The 26399-nt window shown below is 63.9% G+C and carries 26 protein-coding genes; 12 read left to right on the forward strand and 14 right to left on the reverse strand.

Annotation, left to right across the window (positions count from 1 at the left end):
• Positions 1-11: 11 nt before the first annotated feature.
• The 6 genes from A9K65_RS02760 to A9K65_RS02785 all read left to right on the forward strand — a co-directional run bounded on the left by A9K65_RS02760 (position 12) and on the right by A9K65_RS02785 (position 7263).
• A complete protein-coding gene (locus A9K65_RS02760; protein ID WP_064992822.1) occupies positions 12-1010 on the forward strand; it encodes an ABC transporter ATP-binding protein in 999 nt (332 codons plus the stop codon).
• 2 nt (positions 1011-1012) lie between these two features.
• Positions 1013-1783 carry an L-iditol 2-dehydrogenase gene (locus tag A9K65_RS02765; protein WP_064992821.1) on the forward strand — a complete coding sequence of 257 codons (771 nt, stop codon included), beginning with the start codon at positions 1013-1015 and terminating at the stop codon, positions 1781-1783.
• Positions 1784-1929: 146 nt separating this feature from the next.
• Positions 1930-3408: a mannitol dehydrogenase family protein gene (locus tag A9K65_RS02770; protein ID WP_064992820.1), complete on the forward strand. Its 1479-nt coding sequence runs from the start codon at positions 1930-1932 to the stop codon at positions 3406-3408.
• Between the two features lie 15 nt (positions 3409-3423).
• A complete protein-coding gene (locus A9K65_RS02775; protein ID WP_024502046.1) occupies positions 3424-4107 on the forward strand; it encodes an HAD family hydrolase in 684 nt (227 codons plus the stop codon).
• Positions 4104-5690: an FGGY-family carbohydrate kinase gene (locus A9K65_RS02780; protein ID WP_064992819.1), complete on the forward strand. Its 1587-nt coding sequence runs from the start codon at positions 4104-4106 to the stop codon at positions 5688-5690. The genes A9K65_RS02775 and A9K65_RS02780 overlap by 4 nt, the downstream gene beginning before the upstream one ends.
• Positions 5691-5859: 169 nt before the next feature.
• Positions 5860-7263: an MATE family efflux transporter gene (locus A9K65_RS02785; RefSeq protein WP_013528421.1), complete on the forward strand. Its 1404-nt coding sequence runs from the start codon at positions 5860-5862 to the stop codon at positions 7261-7263.
• Between the two features lie 100 nt (positions 7264-7363).
• On the opposite strand, the gene A9K65_RS02790 is transcribed toward A9K65_RS02785, so the two are convergent.
• The 10 genes from A9K65_RS02790 to A9K65_RS02835 form a co-directional block, all read right to left on the reverse strand.
• Entirely contained in the window at positions 7364-7945 is a 582-nt protein-coding gene (locus A9K65_RS02790) for a cupin domain-containing protein (RefSeq protein WP_013528422.1), read from the reverse strand.
• Between the two features lies 1 nt (position 7946).
• Positions 7947-9203, reverse strand: coding sequence for a cysteine desulfurase-like protein (locus tag A9K65_RS02795; RefSeq protein WP_013528423.1), 1257 nt, complete (start codon positions 9201-9203; stop codon positions 7947-7949).
• 70 nt (positions 9204-9273) lie between these two features.
• The gene (locus A9K65_RS02800; RefSeq protein ID WP_013528424.1) at positions 9274-10032 is read right to left on the reverse strand and encodes a cyclase family protein; all 759 of its coding nucleotides are present in this window, start codon (positions 10030-10032) and stop codon (positions 9274-9276) included.
• A 2-nt stretch (positions 10033-10034) separates the two neighbouring features.
• Positions 10035-11213 carry an ABC transporter substrate-binding protein gene (locus A9K65_RS02805; RefSeq protein ID WP_013528425.1) on the reverse strand — a complete coding sequence of 393 codons (1179 nt, stop codon included), beginning with the start codon at positions 11211-11213 and terminating at the stop codon, positions 10035-10037.
• The gene (locus A9K65_RS02810; RefSeq protein ID WP_082826621.1) at positions 11210-12259 is read right to left on the reverse strand and encodes a branched-chain amino acid ABC transporter permease; all 1050 of its coding nucleotides are present in this window, start codon (positions 12257-12259) and stop codon (positions 11210-11212) included. The genes A9K65_RS02805 and A9K65_RS02810 overlap by 4 nt, the downstream gene beginning before the upstream one ends.
• Entirely contained in the window at positions 12256-13158 is a 903-nt protein-coding gene (locus tag A9K65_RS02815; protein WP_024502052.1) for a branched-chain amino acid ABC transporter permease, read from the reverse strand. Before A9K65_RS02815 ends, A9K65_RS02810 begins: the two co-directional genes overlap by 4 nt.
• Positions 13155-13886, reverse strand: coding sequence for an ABC transporter ATP-binding protein (locus tag A9K65_RS02820; protein WP_084015527.1), 732 nt, complete (start codon positions 13884-13886; stop codon positions 13155-13157). The genes A9K65_RS02815 and A9K65_RS02820 overlap by 4 nt, the downstream gene beginning before the upstream one ends.
• The gene (locus tag A9K65_RS02825; protein ID WP_224620866.1) at positions 13873-14631 is read right to left on the reverse strand and encodes an ABC transporter ATP-binding protein; all 759 of its coding nucleotides are present in this window, start codon (positions 14629-14631) and stop codon (positions 13873-13875) included. The genes A9K65_RS02820 and A9K65_RS02825 overlap by 14 nt, the downstream gene beginning before the upstream one ends.
• Positions 14632-14938: 307 nt before the next feature.
• Positions 14939-15397 (reverse strand): nuclear transport factor 2 family protein, encoded by a 459-nt coding sequence (locus tag A9K65_RS02830; RefSeq protein WP_013528430.1) that lies wholly within the window; start codon positions 15395-15397, stop codon positions 14939-14941.
• An 87-nt stretch (positions 15398-15484) separates the two neighbouring features.
• On the reverse strand, positions 15485-15844 hold the full coding sequence (locus A9K65_RS02835) for a hypothetical protein (RefSeq protein WP_064992818.1): 360 nt from the start codon (positions 15842-15844) through the stop codon (positions 15485-15487).
• Positions 15845-15924: 80 nt separating this feature from the next.
• Here A9K65_RS02835 and A9K65_RS02840 point away from each other — a divergent pair, with 80 nt between their 5' ends.
• From A9K65_RS02840 to A9K65_RS02850, 3 genes are all read left to right on the forward strand, one after another.
• Positions 15925-16503 carry a TetR/AcrR family transcriptional regulator gene (locus A9K65_RS02840; protein ID WP_027161084.1) on the forward strand — a complete coding sequence of 193 codons (579 nt, stop codon included), beginning with the start codon at positions 15925-15927 and terminating at the stop codon, positions 16501-16503.
• A gap of 41 nt (positions 16504-16544) precedes the next feature.
• Positions 16545-17810 carry a beta-ketoacyl-ACP synthase II gene (gene fabF, locus A9K65_RS02845; RefSeq protein ID WP_084015525.1) on the forward strand — a complete coding sequence of 422 codons (1266 nt, stop codon included), beginning with the start codon at positions 16545-16547 and terminating at the stop codon, positions 17808-17810.
• A gap of 94 nt (positions 17811-17904) precedes the next feature.
• Positions 17905-18720: an oxidoreductase gene (locus tag A9K65_RS02850; RefSeq protein ID WP_064992816.1), complete on the forward strand. Its 816-nt coding sequence runs from the start codon at positions 17905-17907 to the stop codon at positions 18718-18720.
• A gap of 22 nt (positions 18721-18742) precedes the next feature.
• Here A9K65_RS02850 and A9K65_RS02855 read toward each other — a convergent pair whose 3' ends face one another.
• From A9K65_RS02855 to speB, 4 genes are all read right to left on the reverse strand, one after another.
• Positions 18743-19390 carry an amino acid ABC transporter permease gene (locus A9K65_RS02855; protein ID WP_064992815.1) on the reverse strand — a complete coding sequence of 216 codons (648 nt, stop codon included), beginning with the start codon at positions 19388-19390 and terminating at the stop codon, positions 18743-18745.
• Complete coding sequence (locus tag A9K65_RS02860; RefSeq protein WP_024502057.1) at positions 19387-20043, reverse strand: amino acid ABC transporter permease; 657 nt, start codon at positions 20041-20043, stop codon at positions 19387-19389. The genes A9K65_RS02855 and A9K65_RS02860 overlap by 4 nt, the downstream gene beginning before the upstream one ends.
• Positions 20044-20049: 6 nt before the next feature.
• The gene (locus tag A9K65_RS02865; protein ID WP_013528437.1) at positions 20050-20856 is read right to left on the reverse strand and encodes a transporter substrate-binding domain-containing protein; all 807 of its coding nucleotides are present in this window, start codon (positions 20854-20856) and stop codon (positions 20050-20052) included.
• A gap of 82 nt (positions 20857-20938) precedes the next feature.
• Positions 20939-22000: an agmatinase gene (speB, locus tag A9K65_RS02870; RefSeq protein WP_024502058.1), complete on the reverse strand. Its 1062-nt coding sequence runs from the start codon at positions 21998-22000 to the stop codon at positions 20939-20941.
• 206 nt (positions 22001-22206) lie between these two features.
• Here speB and gcvA point away from each other — a divergent pair, with 206 nt between their 5' ends.
• From gcvA to A9K65_RS02885, 3 genes are all read left to right on the forward strand, one after another.
• Positions 22207-23181 carry a transcriptional regulator GcvA gene (gene gcvA, locus A9K65_RS02875; protein ID WP_064992814.1) on the forward strand — a complete coding sequence of 325 codons (975 nt, stop codon included), beginning with the start codon at positions 22207-22209 and terminating at the stop codon, positions 23179-23181.
• A gap of 136 nt (positions 23182-23317) precedes the next feature.
• Positions 23318-24622, forward strand: coding sequence for a nicotinate phosphoribosyltransferase (gene pncB, locus A9K65_RS02880; RefSeq protein WP_013528440.1), 1305 nt, complete (start codon positions 23318-23320; stop codon positions 24620-24622).
• Between the two features lie 305 nt (positions 24623-24927).
• Entirely contained in the window at positions 24928-26310 is a 1383-nt protein-coding gene (locus A9K65_RS02885) for a hypothetical protein (RefSeq protein ID WP_198327558.1), read from the forward strand.
• Positions 26311-26399: the final 89 nt, after the last annotated feature.

Here is a 26399-nt window from a genome sequence, read left to right on the forward strand (position 1 = left end):
GGGAGGAAACCATGGGAAACATCACGCTCAAGAACGTCTCGAAATCCTTCGGAGCGACGTCCATCATCCCCGGTCTCGACCTGGTGATCGAGAATGGCGAGTTCGTCGTCTTTGTCGGCCCGTCGGGTTGCGGCAAGTCAACGCTGCTGCGCCTGATCGCCGGGCTCGAGGACACCAGCGGCGGCTCCATCAACATCGACGGCCGCGACGTCACCGGCGAGGCACCGGCCAAGCGCAAGCTCGCCATGGTGTTCCAGTCTTACGCGCTCTATCCGCACATGACGGTGGCCAAGAACATCGGCTTCCCGCTGAAGATGGCCGGTGAGGACAAGGCGACCATCGACAAGAAGGTGGGAGACGCGGCGCGCGTGCTCAACCTGACCAACTATCTCGAACGCCGGCCCGGCCAGCTTTCAGGCGGCCAGCGCCAGCGCGTCGCGATCGGCCGCGCCATCGTGCGTCAGCCGACCGCCTTCCTGTTCGACGAACCGCTGTCCAACCTCGATGCGGCACTGCGCGGCACCATGCGGCTGGAGATCAGCGAGCTGCACCATCAGCTCAAGACCACCATGATCTACGTTACCCACGATCAGGTCGAAGCGATGACCATGGCCGACAAGATCGTCGTGCTGAACGCCGGCAACATCGAGCAGGTCGGCTCGCCGATGGAGCTCTACAAGACGCCGAAGAACCTGTTCGTCGCCAGCTTTATCGGCTCGCCGAAGATGAACCTGATCGAGGGCGCGCCGGCTGCCAAAAACGGCGCCAAGACCATCGGCATCCGTCCCGAACACCTGCAGATCTCGACCACGGCGGGCGAATGGAAGGCGGTCGTCGGCGTCGCCGAGCATCTCGGCTCCGACACCTTCCTGCACGTCCAGGCCGACGGCGTCGGTCCGCTGACCGTGCGCGCCGACGGCGAACTCGGCGTCCATCACGGCGACACCATTTACCTGACACCAGACAAGGCCAAGCTGCATCGCTTTGGCGCCGACGGAAAGGCAATCTGAACATGCGACTGGCCGGCAAATCCGCGCTGATCACGGGTTCGGCCCGCGGCATCGGCAGAGCCTTCGCCGAAGTCTATGCCGGCGAAGGCGCAACCGTCGCCATCGCCGACATCAATCTCGAGGCTGCGCAGAAGACGGCCGCAGAGATTGGCGGCAAGGCCTATGCGGTCAAGCTCGACGTCACCGACCTCGCCTCGATCGAGGCGGCAGTGAAAGCCGTCGAGACGAAGACCGGTGGCCTCGATATCCTGATCAACAACGCCGCCCTGTTCGACCTGGCGCCGATCGTCGAAATCACCAGGGCAAGCTACGACAAGTTGTTTTCCGTCAATGTCGCCGGCACGCTGTTCATGCTGCAGGCAGCCGCCCGCTCGATGATCGCGCGAGGCAAGGGCGGCAGGATCATCAACATGGCGAGCCAGGCCGGACGCCGCGGCGAGGCGCTGGTCGGCGTCTATTGCGCCAGCAAGGCCGCCGTCATTTCGCTGACCCAGTCGGCGGGGCTCGACCTGATCAAGCACCGCATCAACGTCAACGCGATTGCCCCTGGCGTCGTCGACGGCGAGCACTGGGATCACGTCGATTCGCTGTTCGCCAAATATGAGAACCGCCCTAGGGGCGAGAAGAAGAAACTGGTCGGCGAGGCAGTGCCGTATGGCCGCATGGGCACGGCGCAGGACCTCACCGGCATGGCGGTGTTTCTCGCCAGCAGCGACGCCGAATACATCGTCGCCCAGACCTACAATGTCGATGGCGGCCAGTGGATGAGTTGAGGGCGGGGGACGGCCTCTGCTCCTCGTCCCTCCGCGGGGAGCAGAGGCCGACTTCAGCGGGCGCGTAGCAAGTGCCACCCCTTATCCTCTCCCCGACGGGGAGAGGAGCGTAACGAAGGCCGAAACCCGGCCAAAGGGTAAAACAGATGACCGTGAAACTCTCGTCCTCTAACCTCTCCAAGCTGCCCGCCAACGTCGCAGGTCCGAAGTATGACCGCGCGACGCTGAAGGCCGGCATCGTGCATTTCGGCGTCGGCAATTTCCACCGCTCGCATCAGGCCGTCTATCTCGACGATCTGTTCAATGCGGGCATCGGCCATGACTGGGCGCTGATCGGTGCCGGCGTGTTCGACGGTGAAAAGATCGGCCGCGCCAAGCTGGAAGAGCAGGACTGGCTGACCACGGTGGTCGAGCAGGACTCTGGCCATATGAATGCCCGTGTGACCGGCGCGATGATCGACTTCCTGATGCCCGGCGATGCGGCCGCTATCATCGAACGGCTTACCGACCCGGCGATCAAGATCGTTTCGATGACCATCACCGAAGGCGGCTACTTTATCGATCCGGCTTCCGGCGTGTTCAACCCGACCCATCCCGACATCGTCGCCGACGCGCAGGCCGGCGCCACGCCGAAGACGGTGTTCGGCATCATTCTTGCCGGGCTGATGCGCCGCCGCGATGAAGGCACCGTGCCGTTCACCGTCATGTCGTGCGACAACATTCCCCACAACGGCCATGTCACCTCGGATGGCGTCATCGGCTTGGCCCGTTTGATCGACGAGGATCTGGCAAACTGGGTCAGCGAGCATGTCGCCTTTCCGAACGGCATGGTCGATCGCATCACGCCGGCCACCACCGACCGCGAGCGCGGCATCCTGGCCAAGGATTTCGGCCTCGAGGACAACTGGCCGGTGTTCTGCGAGCCGTTCCGGCAGTGGGTGCTGGAGGACCATTTCACCGATGGCCGGCCGCCGCTGGAAAAGGTCGGCGTGCAGTTCGTCAAAGACGTTGCGCCTTATGAACTGATGAAAATCCGCATCCTCAATGGCGGCCATGCAGCGATCGCCTATCCGGCCGGCCTGATGGACATCCATTTCGTGCATGAGGCGATGCAGGAGCCGCTGGTGAGCGGTTTTTTGGCCAAGCTCGAACGGGACGAAATCATCCCGACGGTGCCGCCGGTGCCGGACACGGTTCTGGAAGACTATTACCAGCTCATCGAGAGCCGCTTCTCCAACCCGAAGATCGGCGACACGGTGCGCCGGCTCTGCCTCGACGGCTCCAACCGCCAGCCGAAGTTCATCATCCCGACCATCGCCGACCGGCTGAAGGCTGGGAAAAGCGTCGCCGGCCTGGCCCTGGAATCGGCATTGTGGTGCCGCTACTGCTTCGGCACGACGGACAGCGGCGCCGTCATCGAGCCCAACGACCCGAGTTGGGACCGGCTGCAGGCGACGGCAAAGGCAGCAAAGGACGCTCCCGCCGCCTGGCTCGCCATGGAGGACATCTATGGCGATGTCGGCCGCGCAACGGCGTTTGTCGAGGCCTTTGCCCATGCGCTCAACGTGCTGTGGGCGAATGGCGCGCGCGCCACGCTGACGCGCTACCTCGCCGGCAAGCTCTGAGAGCCATTAGCCGTCATGACGCCTGAACTGGTCATCTTCGACTGCGATGGCGTGCTGGTCGACAGCGAGGCGCTCTCCGTCTCGGCGCTGCTCGGCATGGTCAGGCTTGCCGGCGGCAGCGTCAGTGAGGATGCCGCCTACGAGCATTTCCTCGGCAAGAGCATGAAAAGCGTGCGCGAGATCCTCGGCCGCGACTTCGGGCTCGATATCACCGACCTGCACCTGACCGAGATGCGCGTCGAATTGATGCGCAAATTCCGCGAGGAGCTGAAGCCGATCGCCGGTGTCAAGAAGATGCTGCCGAAGCTTGGGCTGCCGTTCTGTGTCGCGTCCTCGGGCACGCTCGACCGCATCCGCTACGCGCTCGACGTCACCGGATTGCTTGGGCTGATGGAACCGCATCTGTTCAGTGCCACCATGGTGGCCAAGGGAAAGCCCGCGCCGGACCTGTTCCTGCATGCCGCCGCCAGCATGCGGGCCCATCCACGCAAATGCCTCGTCATCGAGGACAGCCCGGCCGGCATCATTGCCGCGCGGGCGGCGGGGATGCGCGTGTTTGCCTTCACCGGCGGCTCGCATGCCGGCAACCCGACCTTGAAAGCGCGGCTTGCGTCGAGTGAACCGGACTTTATATTCGCTGACATGCTGCAATTGCCCGATCTGATTGCAGGCCTGGGAGCGAGAGACAGAGCATCTTGACGAAACAGTTCGTTTGCGCGGTCGATGTCGGCACCGGGAGCGCTCGCGCGGGCATTCTCGACACCAACGGCACCTTGCTCGGCCGCGCCGAGCGGCCGATCGCCATGAACCAGCCGAAGCCCGATCACGCCGAACATGATTCGCGCGATATCTGGTCGGCCGTCTGCGCCGCCGTGCGCGCTGCCCGCGAAAAGGCCGGCATAGCTGCCGAGGAGGTCGTCGGCATCTCCTTCGATGCCACCTGTTCGCTGGTGGTGCGCGACCGGCAAGACGGCCAGCTCAGCGTCTCGACCACGGGCGACAAGCGCTGGGACACCATCGTCTGGCTCGACCACCGCGCCATCGCGGAGGCCGACGAATGCACGGCAAGCGGCCATGCCGTGCTGAATTACGTCGGTGGCGTCATGTCGCCGGAAATGGCGACACCGAAGCTGATGTGGCTGAAGCGCAATTTGCCGGAGACCTGGAATGAAGCCGGCTATTTATTCGATCTCACCGATTTCCTGACCTGGCAAGCGACAGGTTCGCTGGCCCGCTCGCAATGCACGCTGACCGCCAAATGGACCTATCTGGCGCATGAAGAGGCCGGCTGGCGGCGCGACTTCTTTGCGCTCGTCGGCCTCGGCGATCTTTTCGAGCACGGCAATTTGCCGGAAAAGGCCAGCCCGGTCGGCGCTTATATTGGCCAACTGACCGCCCAGGCAGCGGCCGAGCTTGGGCTGAGCGAGAAATGCCGGGTCGGCGCCGGCGTCATCGATGCCTATGCCGGTGCGCTTGGCGTGCTCGGCGGCTTTGCCGGCGACCAACAGGACATCGGCCGGCATTTGGCGCTGATCGCCGGCACGTCGAGCTGCGTCATGGCGATGTCACCGGATCCGCAGCCCTTCGCCGGCGTCTGGGGTCCCTATTACGGCGCGGCGCTGCCCAGGCTGTGGCTGTCGGAAGGCGGCCAGTCGGCGACCGGCGCCCTGCTCGACCACATCATCCGCTGGCACGGCGCCGGCGGCGAGCCGGATGCCGCCATGCATGCGAAGATCGCCAGGCGTGTCGCCGAGCTGCGCGCCACCGAGGGCGACAACCTTGCCGCGCGGCTGCATGTGCTGCCCGATTTTCATGGTAACCGCTCACCGCTCGCCGATCCGCATGCCGTCGGCGTCGTCAGCGGGCTGACGCTGGACTCCTCCTTCGACAGCCTGTGCAAGCTCTACTGGCGCACCGCCGTCGGCATCGCGCTCGGCGTGCGCCACGTGCTGGAGGCGCTGAACGAGAACGGCTATCTGATCGATACGCTGCATGTCACCGGCGGCCACACCAAGAACCCGCTGTTGATGGAGCTCTATGCCGACGCCACCGGCTGCACGGTGATCGAGCCGCTGGCCGACGAGGCGGTGCTGCTCGGCACCGGCATGATCGCCGCCACCGCGGCCGGGCTGTTTCCCGACCTCAACGCGGCCTGTCTTGCCATGCAGCAAGGCGGCAGGACGCGCGCGTCGAACCCGAAATCATCAGGGCGTTTCGACCGCGACTATAAGGTTTTCCTCGAGATGCACCGCCAGCGGCGAATGCTGGACGCGATCCGCTAGAGCACCGGGGCCGGTCCCTGGCTCAATCCGTTCCCGTCCCTCCTCTCTTGCCTTCATGTCGCGTTTCGTCCAGAAGCTGACGCAAACGCCGCGAAACCGAAGGTTTTGCCGTTTGAAATGCGGCTTCCGGCTTTAATGCCGACGTGCCGTATCTGGAAAGAGCGGAACAATGTCTGCGATCGAAGCCGGCGCTCGCGCGCCGGAAAATCTTTGGCGTCAGGAAATCAGGGCGACGCTGGCGCTCGCCTGGCCGATGGTGCTGACCAATCTCGGCCAGACCGCGATGACGGCCACCGACGTCATGATGATGGGCCGGCTGGGGCCGGATACGCTGGCCAGCGGCGCGCTTGGCGCCAACCTCTATTTCATGCCGCTGATCTTCGGCCTCGGCCTGATGCTGGCGACATCGCCGATGATCGCCACCGAGCTTGGCCGCCGCCGCTATTCGGTGCGCGACCTGCGCCGCACCGTGCGCCAGGGCCTGTGGCTGGCGATCCTGATCTCGATCCCGATCTGGCTCGTGCTTTGGCACGGCGAAGGCATTCTGCTGGCCATGGGCCAGGAACCGGCGCTGGCGCATCAGGCCGGCATCTATCTACGCTGGCTCGAATGGGCGGTGCTGCCCTTCTACTTCTATATCGTGCTGCGCTCGTTCATCTCGGCGCTGGAGCGGCCGGGCTGGGCGCTGGTCATCGTCTTTGTTGCCGTCGCCTGCAATGCCTTCTTCAACTGGGTGTTCATGTTCGGCAATCTCGGCGTGCCGTCGATGGGCATTGCCGGGTCGGGCCTTGCCACCTCGCTGTCCTCAACGCTGATGTTCATCGGCCTGGCTGCCGTGGTGATGCTGGAGAAGAAGTTCCGCCGTTATCGTCTGTTCGGACGGTTCTGGCGATCGGACTGGCCACGCTTCAAGGGCCTGTTGCGGCTCGGCCTGCCGATTGCCGGCATTCTCGCCTTCGAGGTGACTATCTTCAATGCGGCCGCCCTGCTGATGGGCCTGATCGACGCGGATTCGCTGGCCGCGCACGCGATCGCCATCCAGATCGCCTCGATCTCCTTCATGGTGCCGCTTGGCCTCAACCAGGCGGTGACGGTGCGCGTCGGCCTTGCGCATGGCGCCGGCAATCCGCAAGGCGTGTCGCGCGCCGGCTGGACCGCCTTCGTCATCGGCGTCTCGTTCATGGCGCTGATGGGGCTGGTGATGATCCTGTGGCCGCATCCGCTGATCAGCGCCTTCATCGATCTGAGCAATCCGGCCAATGCCAGGGTGATCGAACTTGCCGTGTCGTTCCTGGTCTTCGCGGCGCTGTTCCAGGTCTTCGACGGCGCCCAGGCGGTGGCCGCCGGCATGCTGCGCGGCCTGCACGACACCAAGGTGCCGATGATCTATGCCGCGATCGGCTATTGGGGCGTCGGCCTGCCGCTTGGGGTGCTGCTCGCCTTCCATTTCGGCCTGCATGGCGTCGGCATCTGGATCGGCCTGTCGACGGGGCTGGCCGTGGTGGCCGCGCTGCTGCTGGCGCGCTGGCTGCGGCGCGACCGACTGGCCCCGCCGCTCGCGTTCGGGCATTGAAACAGGACGGTTGGGCTCGGCGGCTGTTGTCCTGTGGACGTTGGCTCATTGAACAACGCCTGCAGAACTCCCTCGAAATCCGGCGCCGCGCTGGAGGCGGTCAGAATGTCGGCGGCGTGTTGACCCAGAGGATGCGGACCGTGGTCGAACCGATATTGCGGTAGCCGTGGCCGAGTTCGGAGTTGAAATAGAACGCGTCGCCTGCCTCGAGCGCTACCACGTTCGCCTCGACCAGCAATTCGACGGAACCTTCGAGCACGTAGCCGAACTCTTGTCCCTTGTGGCTGATCAACTCGGGGCTGCCGCCGCCGGCCTCGATCACGTGGACGTTGATCTGCAGCAGATATTCCGGACCGGACGGCACCAATTGCTCGAGCACGACATGGTTGCCCGAACGCCGATGTCCCGTCTCCATGTGCGGACGCTCGTTTTGCCGCAAAACGAACACTTCCGAGGCATTGTGCTGCAGCGTGCCGAACATCGCGTTCATGTTGATGCCCAGTGCCTGCACCAGCCGGTGCAGAGCCGCCATGGACGGCGTAGCGCGGTCGTTTTCGATCTTCGAGAGATAACCCTCTGTCAGCCCGATGCGGGCGCCGAGCTCTTCCAGGCTGAGGCCAAGCACCTGTCTGGCATGGCGCAGCTTGACGCCGATCCTCGGGGTTCCGTTTCTGTCGCGCATGTCAGGTCCGCGTCTTCATCCAGTCCGCCAGCTTCGCCAGCAGGAAATCGACTTCCGCCTCGGTGTTGTAATGAGCCAGCCCGATGCGGACGACACCGTTGCGGTCCGCAAGCCCCAGCCGCTTGATTGGCTCCAAACCGTAATTGTGACCGTGCCAGAGATAGATGCCTTCCTCTGCCATCGCCTTGGCGATATCGGCGGGATCGGTTCCGTCAACGGTGATCGACACGGTAGGCACACGGCGCGCCAGCGCCGCCACATCGGATATGCCCTGGATCAAGACGCCATCAATTCTAGACAATCCGGCAATCAGCCGTGCTGTCAGGACACGCTCATAACGGTCGGCGACTTCAATGCCGGCGACGATGCGCTCCCGCCGCGTCGCCTGCGGGTGGACGTTGCCGAAGGACTGTCCGAGCCAGGCATAGTGCTCGACGGCGCCAAGCACCCCGGCAAGCGCCTCGCGGCTTGTCGTTCCCGTCTCGAATTTTCCAGGTGGCGTATTGGAAGCCGCGCGCACCTTATAGGCGGTCAGCGCCTGCAGCAGATCGAAACGGCCCCACAACACCCCGTGATGCGGTCCAAAAAATTTGTAGGCCGAGCAAACCAGGAAATCACAGCCGATCTCCTGGACGTCGATCACCCCATGCGGCGCGAACTGCACCGCGTCGATATAGCTCAGCGCCCCGATCGCGCGGGCGCGCTGCGCGATCCGCTTCACGTCGTTGATCGTGCCGGTAACGTTGCTGGCATAGCCGACGGCGACCAGCTTGACGTCCTCGTCGATAGTCGCCTCCAGCGTCGACAGGTCGAGTTCGAAGGTTTTTGGATCGAGGTCGATCCAGCGTACTTCAAGCCCCCGATCCTCCGCCAGCATCAGCCAGGGTGCGACGTTGGCGTCATGATCCATGCGCGTCAACACGATGGCGTCGCCGGCGTTCAGATCGCGGCCGATGGCGCGCGAGACGGCGAAAGTCAGAGTCGTCATGTTCTGGCCGAACACCACCTCACGCCGGTCGGCGGCATTGAAGAAATCGGCCATCGCCTGATGCGCGTCGTCGACCATCGCCTGGGCCGCGAGTGAGGTTTCGAAATAGCCACCAAGATTGGCGTTGGTTTCGATCATGGCACGCGTCATACGCTCGATCGAACGGCTCGCCATCTGGGTTCCCGCGGGATTGTCGAAGAAAATCCGCTTCTTCGGCTCGGCACCTCTCGCCATCGCCGGAAAAGCATCGCGGACTGTATCTATATCCATGTCTGAATTCCGTGTCTGATGATCGTTGTGCGGCGGCCCCTCGACCGCCGCCAGCAGCGGCTTCACGCGTTCAGCCGGCCGCTTCATGGATGGCGACAGCGCGAGCCGGGAAGCCAGATCCGGCCTTTGGCTTTGGCCAGCTTGCCATTATCAACGCGCCGGCTTCGGGCACTTTGTCGAGATTGGCCAAGAGCTCGATCTGCCAGCAGTCGCGCGACAGCACATAGTATTCCAGGCTTGCGTCACCTGCGGAAGTGGCACGGCCGGGATCAGTGTCCATGCCCTCGTGCCCGATCGCAGCGACACCGCGGCGTTCCAAAAGTTCCTCCAGCACCGGCTTCGACCAACCCGGCGCATGCGAGATACCGTCGGCCGACTTGTTCCGAAATGCCACGGGGTCCGGCCAGCGCGGCCACCAGCCGGTGCGAAGTGCGACAAAACACTTTTCCGGGATACGGCCGTTCCGCGTCTCCCAGGCCGAAATATCGTCGAGCGTCGGCGTCGCGTCGGGATCGGCGGCGACCCTGTCGCTGATGTCGAGGATGACCAGCGGCAGAAGCATCTCCGCCACCGGCAGTTGGTCGATCGAGCGGCCGCCGTCGATGAAGTGCACCGGCGGATCGACATGGGTGCCCCACTGTCCGACGAAGGCGTAGTGGTGGACCTGGAAGGCATCGCCCTTCGAAAAATCGAGCAACGCACTGCGCTCCTCGTCCGGGAAGGCCGGGAAATGCGGCTGACCCGGATGAAACGCATGCGTCAGGTCGGTGAAGGTCGCGGCGGAGAGCCGCGACCTGTAGATGTCCCAAAGCGAGCCCGGAGTGGACAAGATCACGGCTCCGCGACGAAGGTCGGTGCCGCTTCACTTGCTAGGACAAGCTTGCCGTCCTTGACACCAATGACCGAGACCGACTTGTCCGGCACCGAAATGCCCGGGCGGTAGGTGATCGTGCCGGTCACGCCGTCGAGCCCGGACGTAGCGGCCAGCGCGTCACGGATCTTGGCCGGATCCGGCGCACCGGCACGCTTGATCGCGTCGGCCATCAGCTTGACCGAGTCGTAGCCGAGCGCAGCGAACGCGTTCTCCGGGGCATTGCCGACCGACTTGGTGTAGGCGTCGATGAAGGCCTGCACCTTCGGGGTGGCGCCCTCACCGATGTAGGCGTGTGTAGTGAAGTAGGTGTCCTTGGCCGCGTCGCCGCCGACCTGGATCAGCAAGGGCGTGTCGTAGCCGTCGCCGCCGACCACCGGCAGGTTGATGCCGGCCTGGCGCATCTGCTTCAAGATCAGGCCGATTTCCTCGGCATTCGACGAGGCATAGACGAAGTCTGGCTGCGGCGACAGCGCCTTCAGTTTGGCGATCTGCGCGGTAAAGGTCTTGTCGCCGATCTTGTAGGTGTCGCGCTCCAAAATCTTGCCCCCGCCATGCTCGTAGGCGGTGACGAAGTAGTCCGACAGCAGCGTTGTGTATTCAGTGCCGATGTCGGTCAGCAGGTAGGCGGTTTTGCCGTTCAGTTTGTTCAGCGCAAATTCCGCGCCAACCGCAGCCTGAACGTTGTCGCCGAAGGCGGCGAGGAAGATCTCGTTGCCGAGCTGGCTCGGCAATTTCGGCGAGGTCGCGCCTGGCGTTATGAACGGTATCTGCGCCGTCTGGACCTGCGGTCCGATGGCCAGCACCGAGTCGGAATCGGCGAAGCCGATGATGCCGACGACCTTGTCGCTGTCGATCAACTGGCTGGCGACGGTCGAGATCGTCGTCGAATCGCTCTTGGAGTCGTAGATCACCAGTTCTATCTGCTGGCCGAGCACGCCGCCGGCGGCGTTGATTTCGCTCGCTGCCAGCTTGGCGCCATTCAGCATCGGACCGTCGAGCGAGGCCTGGATGCCGGTCAGGTTTGCCGGATAGCCGATCTTGATCGTGTCGGCAGCAAGTGCCGTGCTGGCCGAGGCAAGCGCGAAGAATGCGCCAAGTCCCAGGCCGATGGTACCGCGTCGAGTGAGTTTGATCATCGTTTTCGTTCCTCTGTCTGGTTCACCGTTGCCGATCTTTGGGTTGATCCGAACATAAGTTCCCGGTCCCCCATGATCCCCTTCGGCCGGAAGATCATGACTAGAATGAAGATGAAGCCGAGCACGATCTGGCTGGCGCCAAACAGGGCCGGCACCGCGAAATCGCCGATCGTGAAGCCGCGTTCGACCGAGCGCAGGATCTCCGACAACAGCGAAACGCAGATGACGCCGACCACCGCGCCGGTCAGGGAGCCCATGCCGCCCAGCACCAGCATTGTGATCAGACTCATCGTCAGCGCGAAGTAGAAAGTGTTCGGCGAAAACGAGCCGAGATAATGCGCATAGAGCGACCCGCCGACGCCCGAGAAGAACGCGCCGATGACGAAGGCGATCAGTCTGGTCCGCAGCACGCCGATTCCGACAGCGCTGGCCGCGATCGTGTCGTCGCGCACCGCCTTCATGGCGCGCCCGAAAGGCGAATAAACCAGGCGCGCCAGAACGAACACCGTGATGGCGAGCCAACCCATCACCCAGGGCAACGTCGTCTCCAGCGGCACGCCGGTAAACGTGCGGGCGCCTCGGGTGAAATCCGACGCATTGATCAGCACCACGTTGACGATAATCAAGAATCCCATCGTCGCCACCGAAACGAAATAGCCCGACAGGCGCATCAAGGGATAACCGACGACCACCGCAAGCAATGCAGTCAGAAGACCTGCCACCAGCGTCGCCGGCAGGAAGGGGAGGCTGAAAGCATGCAGAAACCCCGGCAGATGCGGCAGCAATGCCATCTTCTGCTGCACCGGGATCGACAGGATTCCCGAAATATACGCGCCGGCGCCGATGAAGCCGACATGGCCGAGCGAAAACACGCCCGTAAAACCGTTGCTCAGCGACAGCGCCAGCACCAGGATTGCATTCAGCGCGATCAGCAGGATAATCCGGACGAAATAGTCGCTCAGCACGTGCGGCGCACCGAATGCGACAGCTGCCCCCGCCACCACGGCGACGAGGACGAGGAGTGTGATCCGCGCTTCCCGGCTCACAGCTTTATCTCCCGGTTTGGCTGGAGCAGCCCGCCTGGGCGCACCAGGAGAAAGGCGATCAGCACGGCGAAGACGATGGCGTCGCGATAAGACGAGACGCTGCTCGGCAGGAATGCGACGATGAAGATCTCCAGCGCGCCCAATATGTAGCCGCCGACCAGGGCGCCCGCGATCGACCCGAAGCCGCCGATGATTGCCGCCACGAAAGCCTTCAGGAGCGGCGTGAAGCCCATCTGCGGCTGCACCACGCCGGCCTGCGCCGCCCACAAAATGCCGGCGAGGCCGGCATAGGCGGATGCGACGATGAAGGCGACGATGATCAACCGGTTGACGTTCAGACCGACAAGGTGTGCCGCCGACATGTCCTCGGCTGCGGCGCGCATGCCGAGCCCAGTCGTGGTGCGCGTGATAAACCAGCCGAGGAGCAGCAGCGACACGAAGGTCAGCGCGATGGTCAGGAGATTGATGCTGGTGAAGGTGATGGCGCCGTTCGACATTTCCCAGGAGGTGTTGAGAATATCGGGGAGTGGAAAATTGCGCGGCGAGGAGGTGAACACCAGGATGCCGACATTCTCGATGATGTAGGTGACGGCGAGGCTGGTCAGCAGTCGCGCAACGTCGGGCGCGTCGCGGATCGGGCGGTAGGCGATGCGTTCGATGAGGAAGCCGGCGGCGGCGGCCGCGGCGATGCCGCAGATCACGGCGACCGGGAACGGAACGCCGATGCCGACCAGCAAGGCAACCCCGAAGGCACCTACCATCATGACGTCGCCATGCGCGAAATTGGTGAGCTTGAGGACGCCGAAGACGATCGACAGACCGACCGCCACCAGTGCGTAGAGGCTGCCGAGGCTCACCGCATTGACGATCTGCTGCAGGATATAGTCCAGCTGGGTCATGTTGCCGCCCCGAGATATGCCTGCGCCACGCGTTCGCTGTCGCGCAGTTCCGCGGACCGGCCAGACAGCGCCACCTGGCCCGTGCGCAGCACATAGGCACGGTCGGCGAGGTCCAGCGCGAGCGTGATGTTCTGTTCCACCAGCAGCATCGTCATGCCCTGGCGCTTCAGTTCGGCAAGCGCGCTGAAGATATGGCGGACCAGCAGCGGCGCAACGCCGAGCGAAGGCTCGTCGAGCAGCAGCAGGCGCGGCGCCGCCATCAGCGCGCGCGCCAAAGCAAGCTGCTGCTGTTCGCCGCCCGACAGCGTGCCGGCCAGCTGCTTCAGCCGCTGCTTGAGAATCGGGAACAGCATGAACATGCGCTCGCTGTCTCTGACGACGGCCTCCTTGTCGGTGCGGGTGCAGGCGCCGAGCCGCAGATTGTCAGCCACCGTCAGGCCGCCGAACAGGCGCCTGCCCTCCGGGCTCTGCGCGATGCCCAGACTTACGATGCGCGACGGAGCGACACCTCCAATCGGCTTGCCATCGAAGATGATCCTGCCGCCGCGCGGCCGCGACAGGCCGGAAATGGTGCGCAAGGTCGTGCTCTTGCCGGCGCCGTTGGCGCCCACCAACGCCACCACCTCGCCGGCATGGACGTCGAGCGAAATGCTCTTCAGCGCACGCACCGCGCCGAAATTGACCTCGAGGTTCTCGACACTGAGCAGAACGGGGCTAGGCGTGGCCAAGATACGCCTCCCGCACTTTCGGGTGTTCGCGTACCTGCTCCGGTGTTCCGACGCAGATCACCTCGCCAGTCGCCAGCACCTGGATGCGTTCGCACAGCGCCATGATCAGGTCCATGTCGTGCTCGACAACGACCACCGTTACGCCATAGCGGTCACGGATCGTCCGGATCAGCGCTGCCAACACCTTGGTCTCGTTGGAATCAAGACCGGCAGCGGGCTCATCGAGCAACAGCAGTTGCGGGCCGGTCGCCAACGCACGCGCAATCTCCAGCCGCCGCTGATCGCCGTAGGGAAGATCCGCGGCGACCCTGCCGGCCTGATCTGTCAGGCCCATGAGGTCGAGGAGTTCGTCGGCCTTCTGCCGGGTCGCGGCCACCCGCTCGCGATAACGCCGACCGCGCAGCACGGTATCGGCGGCGCCGACAGGATGGCGCAACTGCGCCGCCGTCAGAACGTTCTGTGCGACGCTGAGGCTGCCGAACAGGCGAGAGCCCTGGAAGGTGCGGGCGATGCCCATCGCTACGATCTGCGATGTGCGCAGGCCGACGATCGACCGGCCCTCCATCTCGATGCTACCGGAATTCGGCTGGGAGAAGCCGGTGATCAGGTTGAAAAGCGTGCTCTTGCCCGAGCCATTCGGCCCGATTACCCCAATGATTTCACGTTCGTGGAGCTCGATGGAATGATCACGCAGGGCAACTAGCCCTCGAAAGGCTTTTGTCAGCCCGACCGTCCTCAACAGCACTCGACTCGACTGTCTATCCACCCGCCGGTTTGCCCCTGTCCCTCGCCGCCCCGTTCGGCCCGGTCAAGCTTCAAATGGACAATTCGAACGGCAAGATGTCAAGTCTTATTCCCAAGAGGAAAGCTGTATGCCTGCCTCGGCTCGACCGTTGCCGCGACAGCACCGGCATCGATGCAGGGCCTGCAGTCCAGCGCGCCAGCGCTCGCTTCTCGAGCCTGCGCGCATAGTGCGTGGGCGCAAGGCACGAGACGAAGACGATCGGCGCCACCGGCCCGTAGACCTTGGGCGTCCTCGGACCGCGCTTGTGCTAGCTTGTTATCTGTTCGGCGACAGCTTCTTCGAGGCCGGCTGCGGCCTGGGCGGCGAGAGCGCGCGCCGCCGCCTGTGAATCGTAGAATTCCTCGAGCGCATGAACCCTGCCCCACCGCAGCGTGAACACGTGGAGACCACGGTTGACGTAGGACGTATCGCCGTTGAGCAGGGTAGCGGTGCCATCCCACTGGGCAAACACGGTGGTATGCCACGGCCAGCCCTTCACCCACACGTGGTTGACCGTGAGATGGAGAGTGGGCAGGACACGGCCGAGGCGCTCGAACCACCGGCGCAGGGCTTGCTTGTCGTGACGCTCGCCACCAAGCGCGTGTGCGCCACCAACCCGGTGATGGACATGCGGCGCGATGGCCTTCACCGCCGCATCCCAGCGATGGTTGTTGACGTCGTCGAAGCTCTGCCGGATCGATTTCTCGACAAAATAGCTGTAAAGCATGTGACCTCTCTCCAAACTTGTCGGTGGCGCGGCGTTCCGACGCGAGAGCCCCGGCCAGCATCGCGCGGCCGCGGCCTGCGCGTCAGGTCAGGGCATTGTCGCGTCGGCCCGCAGGGATGTGTCGGTCTCGGTCGAGACCGTCACTTCCTCACCGGACCTTGAGAACGCGTAGAGCGGGCCCGGGTAGCCCGGTATGGAAAACGCCACGGCGTCACTGTTGGCGAGGCCCATGACAACCCGCAGCGGATCACCCCCGGCCTTCGGTGCGAAAGTGGCGGTGACCTCAAGCAGGTCGCCGCGCGGAACGTAGTAGGCCACCATGTCCAGGTGTCCCTGGTGCAGGCTACCGCTTTCGATCGGGCGCCCGATGGTGGCTTCCTCGGCAAGAGCCGGGGTTGCAAGAAACAGCGCCGCCAGCAGCGAGGCGCCCAAGGTTTTACGGATCATCTCATTTGTCCTTTTTTAGATTGCGTTCACCCTCTATATAGGGTATAGATTACGAACGCAATCTAAAAAAGGAGATGACGATGCGTGTAAGTCGCACTCAGGCCGCGGAAAACCGTGAGACCGTGATCAATGTGGCAAGCCGGCTTTTTCGGGAGCGCGGGTTCGACGGCATCGGCCTCAAGGATCTGATGAAAGGGGCCGGGCTGACCCAGGGCGCCTTTTACAAGCAATTCGAGTCGAAGGACGATCTGGCGGCGCTGGCGTCCAGGCGGGCTATGGAAAGCGCCACCCACAAATGGTCGGCCGCGACCGCGGCAAATCCCGGGAACCCGCTCGACGGGGTGATCTCATTCTACCTCAGCATGGATCATCGCGGAGAAAAGATGGACGGCTGCCCGGTCGTTGCGCTCGGCTCGGATGCGGCCAGGCAAGGTGCCGAGGTGAAGGCATCATTCGAAGCCGGCATCAAGGCGTACCTCGAGATGCTCGGCGGTTGGGTTGGCGAGGGCGACAGCGAAAAGACCGGCAACAAGGCAATGGCCGTTCTCTCGACGATGGTCGGCGCGGTCGTGCTGTCGCGGGTCGTCAACGACCCCGACCTTGCGCAGGCTTTTCTGGATGCGGCGGCCGATCAGGTTCGCGAAGCAGTCGCTACTTGAACGGCGCGAGCAGCGCCAGCACAGCAAGGATAGGAGAGCAGATGGAACGGATTGTCGTCACGGGCATGGGTGCGGTCACGCCCCTTGCCGCCAATGTCGAAGCGTCCTGGTCACGCCTGCTTGCCGGCCGGTCTGGCGTTCGCAGGCTTCCTGACGATGTGGTGGGAGAGCTGCCGGCTAAGATTGGCGGCGTGGTTCCCTCCCTGGGCGAAGACCCCGAGGCTGGTTTCGATGCCGATGCCGTCCTGTCCGCGAAGGATCAGCGCAAGGTAGACCGGTTCATTCTCTTCGCGCTGGCGGCGGCGGAAGAGGCGCTTGCGCAGGCGCAATGGAAACCTGCCTTGGAGGCGGATCGCCTGCGCACGGCCACGATCATCGCTTCAGGGGTCGGCGGGTTCCCCGCCATCACCGAGGCGGTGCGCACGGTGGACCTGCGTGGCGCCCGCCGCCTGTCTCCCTTTACGGTGCCGTCCTTCCTGGTGAACCTTGCGGCGGGCCACATCTCGATCCGTCATGGCTTCAAAGGTCCACTCGGCGCACCGGTGACGGCGTGCGCGGCGGGCATCCAGGCGATCGGCGACGCCGCCCGCCTGATCCGCGCCAACGAAGCCGACATCGCCGTGTGCGGCGGAACGGAAGCGTGCATCAACACCGTCAGTCTCGGCGGTTTCGCCGCGGCTCGTTCTCTTTCAACCGGCTTCAATTGGGCGCCGGCCCAAGCCTCGCGCCCTTTCGACACATCGCGGGACGGCTTCGTGATGGGCGAAGGGGCCGGCGTGCTGGTCATCGAGGCGTTGAGCCACGCGTTGGCGCGCGGCGCAAAACCGATTGCTGAGCTCGTCGGCTACGGCACGACGGCGGATGCCCATCACGTCACCTCCGGGCCAGAGGACGGCGACGGCGCGCGCCGGGCCATGCAGATCGCGATTGCCCAGGCAGGGATTTCGCCACGCGACGTTCGTCATCTCAATGCGCATGCGACCTCCACGTCAGTCGGCGACCTGGGTGAGATCGAAGCGATCAAGAGCGTGTTCGGGCGCGATTTCGCGATAGCTGTCAGTGCCACGAAATCGGCGACCGGACACCTGCTCGGAGCGGCCGGCGGGCTTGGTGCGATCTTCGCAATCCTGGCGCTCAGGGATCAGGTCGCCCCGCCAACCCTCAACCTGGGCGAGGCCGATCCGGCCGGCGACGGAATCGACTTCGTCGCCAACGCACCCCGGCCCATGGAGATGGAGTACGCGATCTCCAATGGCTTCGGCTTTGGCGGCGTGAATGCCAGCGCCCTGTTCAGACGCTGGAACTAGCGGTGGCCAGACGCAGTCATGACCGACGACCTTTGCCCCGGCCTATCTCAATGCTTTTCCCAATCCGATCCAACGCAAAGAAGGATATGAATCCATGAACAAGACCAATCCCGGCGTCGCCCTTGTCACAGGGGCATCTTCCGGCATCGGGCGCGCTACCGCCGACGCCTTGCTCGGCGCCGGCTTTCGCGTCTTCGGAACCAGCCGTCGCACGGCCTCACAGCAATCCGCCGGCGTGACCATGCTGACCTGCGACGTGACCGACGACGCGTCCGTCGCGACAATGGTCGATGACGTTCTGGCCGCGGCCGGACGCATCGACGTGCTTGTCAACAATGCCGGCATGGGGCTGTTTGGCGGCGCGGAGGAGTCCTCGACCGCCCAGGCCAAGGCGCTGTTCGACGTGAACGTCTTCGGCGTCTTGCGCGTGACCAACGCGGTGCTGCCGGCAATGCGGCGCCAAGGGAAGGGCAGAATCGTAAATTTGAGCTCGGTACAGGGGTTCATCCCCGCTCCCTATTTCGCGCTTTACTCGTCGACCAAACACGCCATCGAAGGGTATTCCGAGTCGCTCGATCACGAATTGCGCCCCTTCGGCATTCGCGTTTCGCTGGTGGAGCCCGCCTATACCCGCACATCATTCGAGGACAATCTTGCCGCCCCCGACCGGTCGCTCGAAATCTACGACTCCGCGCGCGCCGGGATGACTATGTCAGTGCGGAAATCGATGGAAAAAGGGGATGCGCCCGAAGTGGTCTCCAAGACCATTCTGGCAGCAGCGACCGATCCCGCGCCGAAGAAACGCTATGCGGCGGGAAAAATGGCGCGCCAGGTCCGTTTCCTGCGCCGTTTCGTCCCCGCATCCGCATTCGACAAGAGCCTGCGCAAGCAGCTTGGGTTGCCGGTCTGAAATCGGGCGCTGCCTTGGCGCGTCAGCGAGCAGCCGCCTGTTTCTCGAGCCTGCGGGCGTATTGCGTCAGCGGAAAGCACATGACGAAGAAGATCAGCGCCACCAGCCCGTATACCTTGAACGGTTCGAAGGTCGCATTGTTGATGGCGTTGGAGGTCCGCACCAGCTCCTCGAAGCCGATGATCGAGGTCAGCGCCGTCGATTTGATGAGCTGCACCAGGAAGCCGACGGTGGGTGCGCGGGTGATCGAAAACGCCTGCGGCAGGATGATCAGCCTCAGCTCCTGCAGATAGTGCAAGCCGAGGCTGGCGCCGGCGTCCCATTGGCCGAGGGGCAGCGCCGCGACGCCGGAGCGCCAGATTTCGGCAAGATAGGCGCTGGCGAAGAAGGTGAGGCCGAGCGCCGCCGCTGTCCAGGGTTCGATGCGCAGGCCGAGCATCGGCAGGCCGAAGAACATCAGGAACAGCTGCATCAAGAGCGGCGTTCCCTGGAAGAGGGCGATGTAGCCGGAGGCGACACGCCTGCTCCACTTATTCTTGGCGATCCTGAAGAACAGCACGATCGTGCCGACGATGCCGCCGCCGATAAAGGCGGCCAGCGATAGCAGCACCGTCCACCGGGCGGCGAGCAGTAGGTTGCGCACGATGTCCCAGAAGGTGAACTCGATCATGACACACCGGCTCCGAGCGCGCGGCGCCCGCCTGACACCAGCAGCCGGCGCAGGGCCATCGACAGAGCGAGATAGACCAGCGTCACGACGAAATAGGTCTCGAAGGAGCGGAAGGTGCGTGCCTGCAGCATGTCGGCCTCGTAGGTCAGCTCACGCACGGCGATCTGCGACACGACGGCGGACTCCAGCATCATGATGACGATCTGGCTGGTGAGCGCGGGGTAGATGATCTTGAGCGCCTGCGGCAGCACGATCTTGACGAACACCTGGCGTGGCCGCAGCCCAAGGGCCAGCGCTGCTTCCGTCTGCCCGCCGGGCACGGCGTCAAGCCCGGCGCCGACGATCTCGATGGTGTAGGCCGCCATGTTGAGCGTCATCGCCAGCATGGCGGCCAGGAGCGGGTCGAGCCGGACGCCCAGGCTGGGCAGCCCGAAGAAGATGAAGAACAACTGCACCAGGAACGGCGTGTTGCGCATCACCTCGACATAGCAGGCGATTGCCCGCTTGAGCAGCACCGGGCCGTTTCGCCGCCCCGCGGCACCCAGGATGCTGAGCAGCGTTCCGGCCAGCGTGGTCACGGCGATCAGCAGGATCGTCGTGGCCGCGCCATGCGCGATGTCGCCCAGGGCACCCGGGAGCCAGCCAAAGGCCACGGAAACTCAATCCTTGAGATTGTCGGGATTGAGCGGCGTCTTCAGCCAGGCTTTCGAGCTTTCGTCCAGCTTGCCGTCGGCCAGCATCTTGGCGACCGCATCGTTGACGGCCTTCTTCAGGCCGTCTTCGTTCTTGTTGAGGCCGATATGCGAAGGCGAGGTCAGAAGCTGGAACTTCTGCTCCGGCTTCAGTGCGTCCTGCTTGGCCAGCACCTGCGCGCCGACGTCGTTGCCGACGACCATCAGCTGCGTCTGGCCGGAGATGAAGGCCTGGATCACCGAATTGTAGTTGTCGAAGCGCTTGATGTCGGCCGATGCCGGTGCTGCCTCGGTGAGCGAGGTGTCTTCCAGCGTGCCGCGATTGACGGCGATCGACTTGTCGGCGAGGTCTTCCTTGCCTTTGACGGCAAGCGCTGCCGGACCGATCACAGCGATGTAGTAGGGCGCGTAGGCAGCGGCGAAGTCGATGACCTGCTCGCGTTCCTTCGAATAGCCGACGCTCATCAGCAGGTCGACGCGATGATCGTTCAGATACGGGATGCGGTTCTGGCCGGTGACGGCGATGGGATTGAGCTTCACCTTGAGCGTATCGGCGATGTATTGCGCGACATCCATGTCATAGCCCTTGAGGCTCATGTCGGCGCTGGCCGAGGAGAAGGGCGGAAAGTCGGCGAAGACGCCGACATTGATGGTGCCGGCCTTGGTGATGTCCGCCAGCGCATCGGCGCTAGCGGCCTGAACTGCGAGGCCGAAACCGGCCGTGCCGAGCATCAGCACGGCGGCGATGGAGGCAAATGTCTTACGGATTGTCATTGTCATTCCCCTGTCTGGAAGCTTTGTTTGTTCGGGTCGGCCGCCGGCTCCAGCGCGGCGGCTGCCTTTGCTTTTCTAGACGTCAGGCGCCCTTGCCTGTTATCGCCGGGCTGAACACCATCAGGCTCAGTATCTCGAACAGCACCTGTGCGGCGGCATGCGCGGTGTTGGTGGTGGCGTCATATTGCGGCGCCACCTCGACGACGTCGCCGCCGACGATGTTGAGACCTTTGAGGCCGCGCAGGAGTTCAAGCACTTCGCGCGTCGTCAGCCCGCCGACCTCCGGCGTGCCGGTGCCCGGCGCGAAGGCCGGATCGACGCTGTCGATGTCGAAGGAGACATAGGTCGGGCCGTCGCCAACGATCTTGCGCGCCTTCTCGATGATCGCCGGAATGCCGAGGCCGGTCACCTCCTCGGCATGCACCACGGTCATGCCGGACTCGTAGGTGAACTCCCACAGATATTCGGCCGAGCCGCGGATGCCGATCTGGATCGTGCGCGTCGGGTCCAGCACGCCGTCAAGCACCGCGTTGCGGAACGGGCCGCCATGGTGGAACTTGGTCATGTCGAACAGGCCACTGGTGTCGCAGTGGGCGTCGATATGGATCAACCCCACCGGGGCCTTCTTGCCGACGGCCTTCAGAATTGGATGGCTGATCGAATGGTCGCCGCCGATCGACAGCGGAATGACCCCGGCATCGACGATCTGGTTGGTGCGGCGCTCGATATCCTCATGGCTGGTCTCAAGCCGGTAGCGGCTGCGGAACGGCGTGTCACCAATGTCGGCGACCCTGAGCTCATGCGTCGGCGCGCATTCCAGCACGTGATTGTAGGGCCCGATGCGCTCGATGGCGCGCAACGCCCTTGGCCCGAAGCGCGAGCCTGGGCGGTTGGTGACGCCGAGATCCATCGGCACGCCGATCATCGCCACCTGCAAATCGCCGAAATCCGGATTGTCGGCCGATATTTCGCGGTAGGGCGCGGCGAGAAAGGTCGGGATGCCTGAATAGGGCGCCAGCCGCGTGCCGCTCTTGGAGAAGATCTTGTCGGCGACCTTGCGGAATTTCGGGTCGAACATCTCGCCGCCATGGCTTTCACCATATTTGCGACGCAACGCATCGAGCTTGCCGCGATCGTATCCCATGTCCGCTCCTCCTGGGCTGATGCAGTGCCGGCGCGGGTGACGCCTGCGAACCGACCGTCATCCGGCCGGGCCGCTGTCCCGCTGGCTGCCTGCAGATTTCATGTCTTGATGCTGTTCTAAACTCAAGTGTCTGGCAGTGGCATTGAAAAATCAATTGATATTGTTAGGGTGTTTTCTGTGAGAAAATCTCACAACAAAGTGGTACCATGACCAAGCGCCTGCCACCGCTCAATCCGCTGCGCGCCTTCGAGGCAACGGCTCGCCATGGTTCACTGACCAAGGCGGCCACTGAGCTGAACGTCACGCATGGCGCCGTCAGCCACCAGATCAAGGCGCTCGAGCAGTCGCTCGGTGTCAAGCTGTTCGAGCGGGTCGGCCAGCGGGTCAAGCTGACACCGCATGGCGCGGAGCTTCTGCCGGCGGTGTCGACCGCGTTCGACGGCATCGCCGCCGCCACCCAGCGCATGACAAGGCCGGCGAGCAGCGGCACACTTTCGGTCTCCTGCGTGCCGGCGCTACTGTTGCTGTGGATGACACCGCGGCTCGGCAGTTTCATGGCGCAATATCCCGACATAAGGCTGACGCTTATTCCTTCCAACGATCCCAAGGATTTGCGGGCGCCCAATATCGATGTCTGCGTGCATTATGGCGACGGCAGTTGGACCGATTGCTGGATGCGCAAATGGTCGGGCCTCGAACTGTTTCCCGTGGTCAGCCCGACCTTGATCAACAACCGGCCGATCCGCAGCGTCAGGGATCTCGCCGATCATGTCTTCCTGCATGGCGATGACGGCCGCGAGTGGCACACCTGGCTGGCTGCCGCCGATGCGCTGGACCTGGAGCGGGGCCGCCGCCATCACCTCGGCGATGCGCGGATGGCGACCGAGGCGGCGGTGCACGGCCACGGCGTGGCGCTGGGCGACTCGGTGACGGCAAGCGCGCTGCTGGCCAGGGGCATGCTGGTCGCGCCGTTCAGCCTGTCGGTGCCGGCGGTCGACGATTTTTATGTCGTCTGCCGCAACGAGATGCGGACGACGCCGATCGTGCAGGTGTTCATCGACTGGCTGTTCGCCGAGAAAGCGGGGGATGACGGGCGCGCCGACGCCCCTGTGGCCGGCCGCATCGTCAGCCGCCGCAAGCGTCCGGCGCTCAGGGTGATGGGCGGCAAATCCGCAAGCTGATGCCGGGCTGCGCGCCGCCGCATGCAGGCAGCTCTTTTTGTCGGGCCAGCCTGAAAGCGGGCAGCGTTGCGGCCGATTCGATGCTATGAGGCCTGTCGCAATTGTGGATGGCAGGCAGCGAAGGCGGTGTTGAAACATGGCTAAGACCGATATTGCGCGGCGCGTCTACAACCACACCTGGAAGCTCGACCCGATCGTGCGCAGCCTGCTCGACACGGATTTCTACAAGCTTTTGATGCTGCAGATGATCTGGGGCATGTATCCCAAGGTCGACGCAACCTTCTCGCTGATCAACCGCACGACCTCGGTGCGCCTTGCCGACGAGATCGACGAGGGCGAATTGCGCGAACAACTCGACCATGCCCGCACGCTGCGCTTCTCCAAGAAGGAGATGATCTGGCTCGGCGGTAACAATTTCTACGGCCGCAAGCAGATCTTCGAGCCGGAGTTCCTCGCCTGGCTGGAAGGCTTCCGGCTGCCCGAATACGAGCTGTCGAAGTGCGACGGGCAGTATGAACTGACCTTCAGCGGGCCGTGGATGTACACCACGCTGTGGGAAATCCCGGCGCTCGCCATCATCAATGAACTCCGATCTCGCGCGGCGATGCGGGCGTTCGGGCCTTTCGCGCTCGACGTGCTCTATGCCCGCGCCAAATCCAAGATGTGGGCCAAGACCGAGCGGCTGAAGGCGCTGCCCGGCATCCGCATCTCGGATTTCGGCACGCGCCGGCGCCATTCCTTCCTATGGCAGCGCTGGTGTGTCGAAGCGTTGAAGGAAGGCATCGGCGAGGCGTTCACCGGCACCTCCAACGTGCTTCTGGCCATGGACAACGACCTCGAAGCGCTCGGCACCAACGCACATGAGCTGCCCATGGTGTTTGCCGCGCTTGCCGACTCGGAAAAAGAGCTGAGACAGTCGCCCTACAAGGTGCTGCAGGACTGGCAGCGCTACTATGGCGGCAATCTCTTGATCGTGCTGCCCGACGCCTTCGGCACAGCCTCATTCCTGCGCGATGCGCCGGACTGGGTGGCCGACTGGACGGGCTTTCGCCCCGACAGCGCGCCGCCGATCGAAGGCGGCGAAAAAATCCTGTCCTGGTGGCGCGACAAGGGCAAGGACCCCAAGCAGAAACTGCTGATCTTCTCCGACGGGCTCGAGGTCGAAACCATCGAGGAGACCTATCGCCACTTCAAGGGCAAGGTGCGTATGTCGTTCGGCTGGGGCACCAATCTGACCAATGATTTCGAAGGCTGCGCGCCGACGGAAACCAACAGCCTCGACGCCATATCGCTGGTCTGCAAGGTCACCGAGGCCAATGGCAGGCCAGCGGTCAAGCTGTCGGACAATCCGGCCAAGGCGACCGGCGATGTGAAAGAGATCGAGCGGTATCTCAGGATTTTTGGCGAGAAGGACCGGGTGGAGCAATTGGTCAAGGTGTGAGGGGTGGGGTGGTGGGGCTCTTGGATAGGCCGAGTTCCTTGGCGCCCCCCTCTGTCCTGCCGGACATCTCCCCCTCAAGGGGGGAGATTGGACGTCATCTCCGCTTTCGCCAATTTTCGACGCCCAACGAAAAGCGCCGATCGAGCGAACTGCCAATCTCCCCCCTTGCGGGGGGTGAGGAGTGGTCCGCGCAGCGGACGGAAAGCCAATTGCTTGGCTTTCCGAACGACGAACGCCCGGAGCGACGGCGAAGGGCCGGGTCCGGCAGGACAGAGGGGGGCGCCGCAGGGTGCCGTCATCTATCGTTGGCATTGTTGCTTACAGCCGTATCGCTCGTATTGCCCGCCCCCGCCTGCGCACACGCCTCCGACCGGGGCCACGTCCTGCTGTTGCCGACCGGCTACTATCTGGTTGGAGGCGCTTTCGCCGTGGCGATCAGCTTCCTCGTCCTGGCGCTGCTGCCGGCGGCTTCGCTTGACCGCTTCTGGCGCCGACGCCTGCCGCTGTTCACCTTCGGCGACAGCGCCCGCGCCGCCATCAGCCTGATATCCTTTGCCGGCTTTGCAATTCTCATCGCCGCCGGCCTTTTCGGCAGCCGCGACCCGCTTTCAAACCCGCTGCCTTTGGTGGTCTGGACCCTTTTGTGGGCTGGCGTCACGCTGTTGCAAGGCCTCTTCGGCGATCTCTGGTCATGGCTGAACCCCTGGTATGGACCATGGCGTATCGCCTCGCGCCTGTTCGGGACCGGGACATGGCGCCTGCCCCGATGGGTCGGCTGCTGGCCTGCGGCCATCTTGTTCTTCGCCTTTGCCTGGTTCGAACTCATCGATCCGGCGCCCGACGATCCGGCGCGTCTGGCCGTGGCCGCCGGCCTCTACTGGCTATTCTCTTTCCTCGCCATACTGGCGTTCGGCTATCGCGGCTGGAGCCGCAGCGGCGAATTCCTGACGGTCTTCTTCTCCATGGTGGCGCGTTTCGCAATTGTGGTACGGAACGAACATGGCCGGCTTGCCCTGTGCTGGCCGGGCGCCAAGCTGCTGGCCGCGGAGCCCTTGCCGGCCAGCGGCATGGCTTTCCTGCTGCTCGCCCTGTCGTCGGTGTCCTTCGACGGCCTGTCGAAAACCTTCTTCTGGCTCGGCCTGTTCGGCATCAACCCGCTCGAATTTCCCGGCCGCACGGCGCTGATCGGCAGCGGCACTTTCGGGCTGATCCTGACATTCGCGCTGCTGGCGGCGGTGTTCCTGCTTGCCGTCTGGCTCGGCCAACGTCTTGCCGGCAGCGACCACATTCTTAACCAGGCGGCCGGTCAGCTGGTGTGGTCGATCGTGCCGATCGCGCTTGCCTATCACATTGCGCATTATCTGACGGCGCTGCTCGTCGACGGCCAATATGCGCTTGCGGCACTTTCCGATCCGTTCGCGATGGGCTGGAACCTGTTCGGCACCGCCGATATGCAGATCGAGGCCGGCATCGTTGCGGGGGCGGACTCTGCGTGGTGGCTGTGGAATATCCAGGCCGGCGCCATCATCCTGGGCCATGTGCTCGCCGTCCTCGTCGCTCACGGCTTCGCCTGGCGCCTGCACCCACAGCCCTCCCGCGCAGCCCTCAGCCAGTTCCCGCTTACCTTGCTGATGATCGCCTACACCGTCTTCGGCCTCTGGTTGCTTGCCACGCCGACTGTCGGATGAGAAAAGGCGACCAGCATGCCTTCGGGGAAAGCCCGCTTGCCACGTCGGGGCTTTGGTGATTTAGTTTGTACACATGCGATTTTTTGCCT

The organism is Mesorhizobium sp. WSM1497, assembly GCF_001672455.2.
GTDB lineage: Bacteria > Pseudomonadota > Alphaproteobacteria > Rhizobiales > Rhizobiaceae > Mesorhizobium > Mesorhizobium ciceri.

What these genes read in the sequence shown, in the direction of transcription:
- A9K65_RS02760 (WP_064992822.1), top strand. Translation starts at nt 12, where the DNA reads ATGGGAAACATCACGCTCAAGAACGTCTCGAAATCCTTCGGAGCGACG.
- A9K65_RS02765 (WP_064992821.1), top strand. Translation starts at nt 1,013, where the DNA reads ATGCGACTGGCCGGCAAATCCGCGCTGATCACGGGTTCGGCCCGCGGC.
- A9K65_RS02770 (WP_064992820.1), top strand. Translation starts at nt 1,930, where the DNA reads ATGACCGTGAAACTCTCGTCCTCTAACCTCTCCAAGCTGCCCGCCAAC.
- A9K65_RS02775 (WP_024502046.1), top strand. Translation starts at nt 3,424, where the DNA reads ATGACGCCTGAACTGGTCATCTTCGACTGCGATGGCGTGCTGGTCGAC.
- A9K65_RS02785 (WP_013528421.1), top strand. Translation starts at nt 5,860, where the DNA reads ATGTCTGCGATCGAAGCCGGCGCTCGCGCGCCGGAAAATCTTTGGCGT.
- A9K65_RS02790 (WP_013528422.1), bottom strand. Translation starts at nt 7,945, where the DNA reads ATGCGCGACAGAAACGGAACCCCGAGGATCGGCGTCAAGCTGCGCCAT.
- A9K65_RS02795 (WP_013528423.1), bottom strand. Translation starts at nt 9,203, where the DNA reads ATGGATATAGATACAGTCCGCGATGCTTTTCCGGCGATGGCGAGAGGT.
- A9K65_RS02805 (WP_013528425.1), bottom strand. Translation starts at nt 11,213, where the DNA reads ATGATCAAACTCACTCGACGCGGTACCATCGGCCTGGGACTTGGCGCA.
- A9K65_RS02815 (WP_024502052.1), bottom strand. Translation starts at nt 13,158, where the DNA reads ATGACCCAGCTGGACTATATCCTGCAGCAGATCGTCAATGCGGTGAGC.
- A9K65_RS02830 (WP_013528430.1), bottom strand. Translation starts at nt 15,397, where the DNA reads ATGCTTTACAGCTATTTTGTCGAGAAATCGATCCGGCAGAGCTTCGAC.
- A9K65_RS02835 (WP_064992818.1), bottom strand. Translation starts at nt 15,844, where the DNA reads ATGATCCGTAAAACCTTGGGCGCCTCGCTGCTGGCGGCGCTGTTTCTT.
- A9K65_RS02840 (WP_027161084.1), top strand. Translation starts at nt 15,925, where the DNA reads ATGCGTGTAAGTCGCACTCAGGCCGCGGAAAACCGTGAGACCGTGATC.
- fabF (WP_084015525.1), top strand. Translation starts at nt 16,545, where the DNA reads ATGGAACGGATTGTCGTCACGGGCATGGGTGCGGTCACGCCCCTTGCC.
- A9K65_RS02850 (WP_064992816.1), top strand. Translation starts at nt 17,905, where the DNA reads ATGAACAAGACCAATCCCGGCGTCGCCCTTGTCACAGGGGCATCTTCC.
- A9K65_RS02855 (WP_064992815.1), bottom strand. Translation starts at nt 19,390, where the DNA reads ATGATCGAGTTCACCTTCTGGGACATCGTGCGCAACCTACTGCTCGCC.
- A9K65_RS02865 (WP_013528437.1), bottom strand. Translation starts at nt 20,856, where the DNA reads ATGACAATCCGTAAGACATTTGCCTCCATCGCCGCCGTGCTGATGCTC.
- speB (WP_024502058.1), bottom strand. Translation starts at nt 22,000, where the DNA reads ATGGGATACGATCGCGGCAAGCTCGATGCGTTGCGTCGCAAATATGGT.
- gcvA (WP_064992814.1), top strand. Translation starts at nt 22,207, where the DNA reads ATGACCAAGCGCCTGCCACCGCTCAATCCGCTGCGCGCCTTCGAGGCA.
- pncB (WP_013528440.1), top strand. Translation starts at nt 23,318, where the DNA reads ATGGCTAAGACCGATATTGCGCGGCGCGTCTACAACCACACCTGGAAG.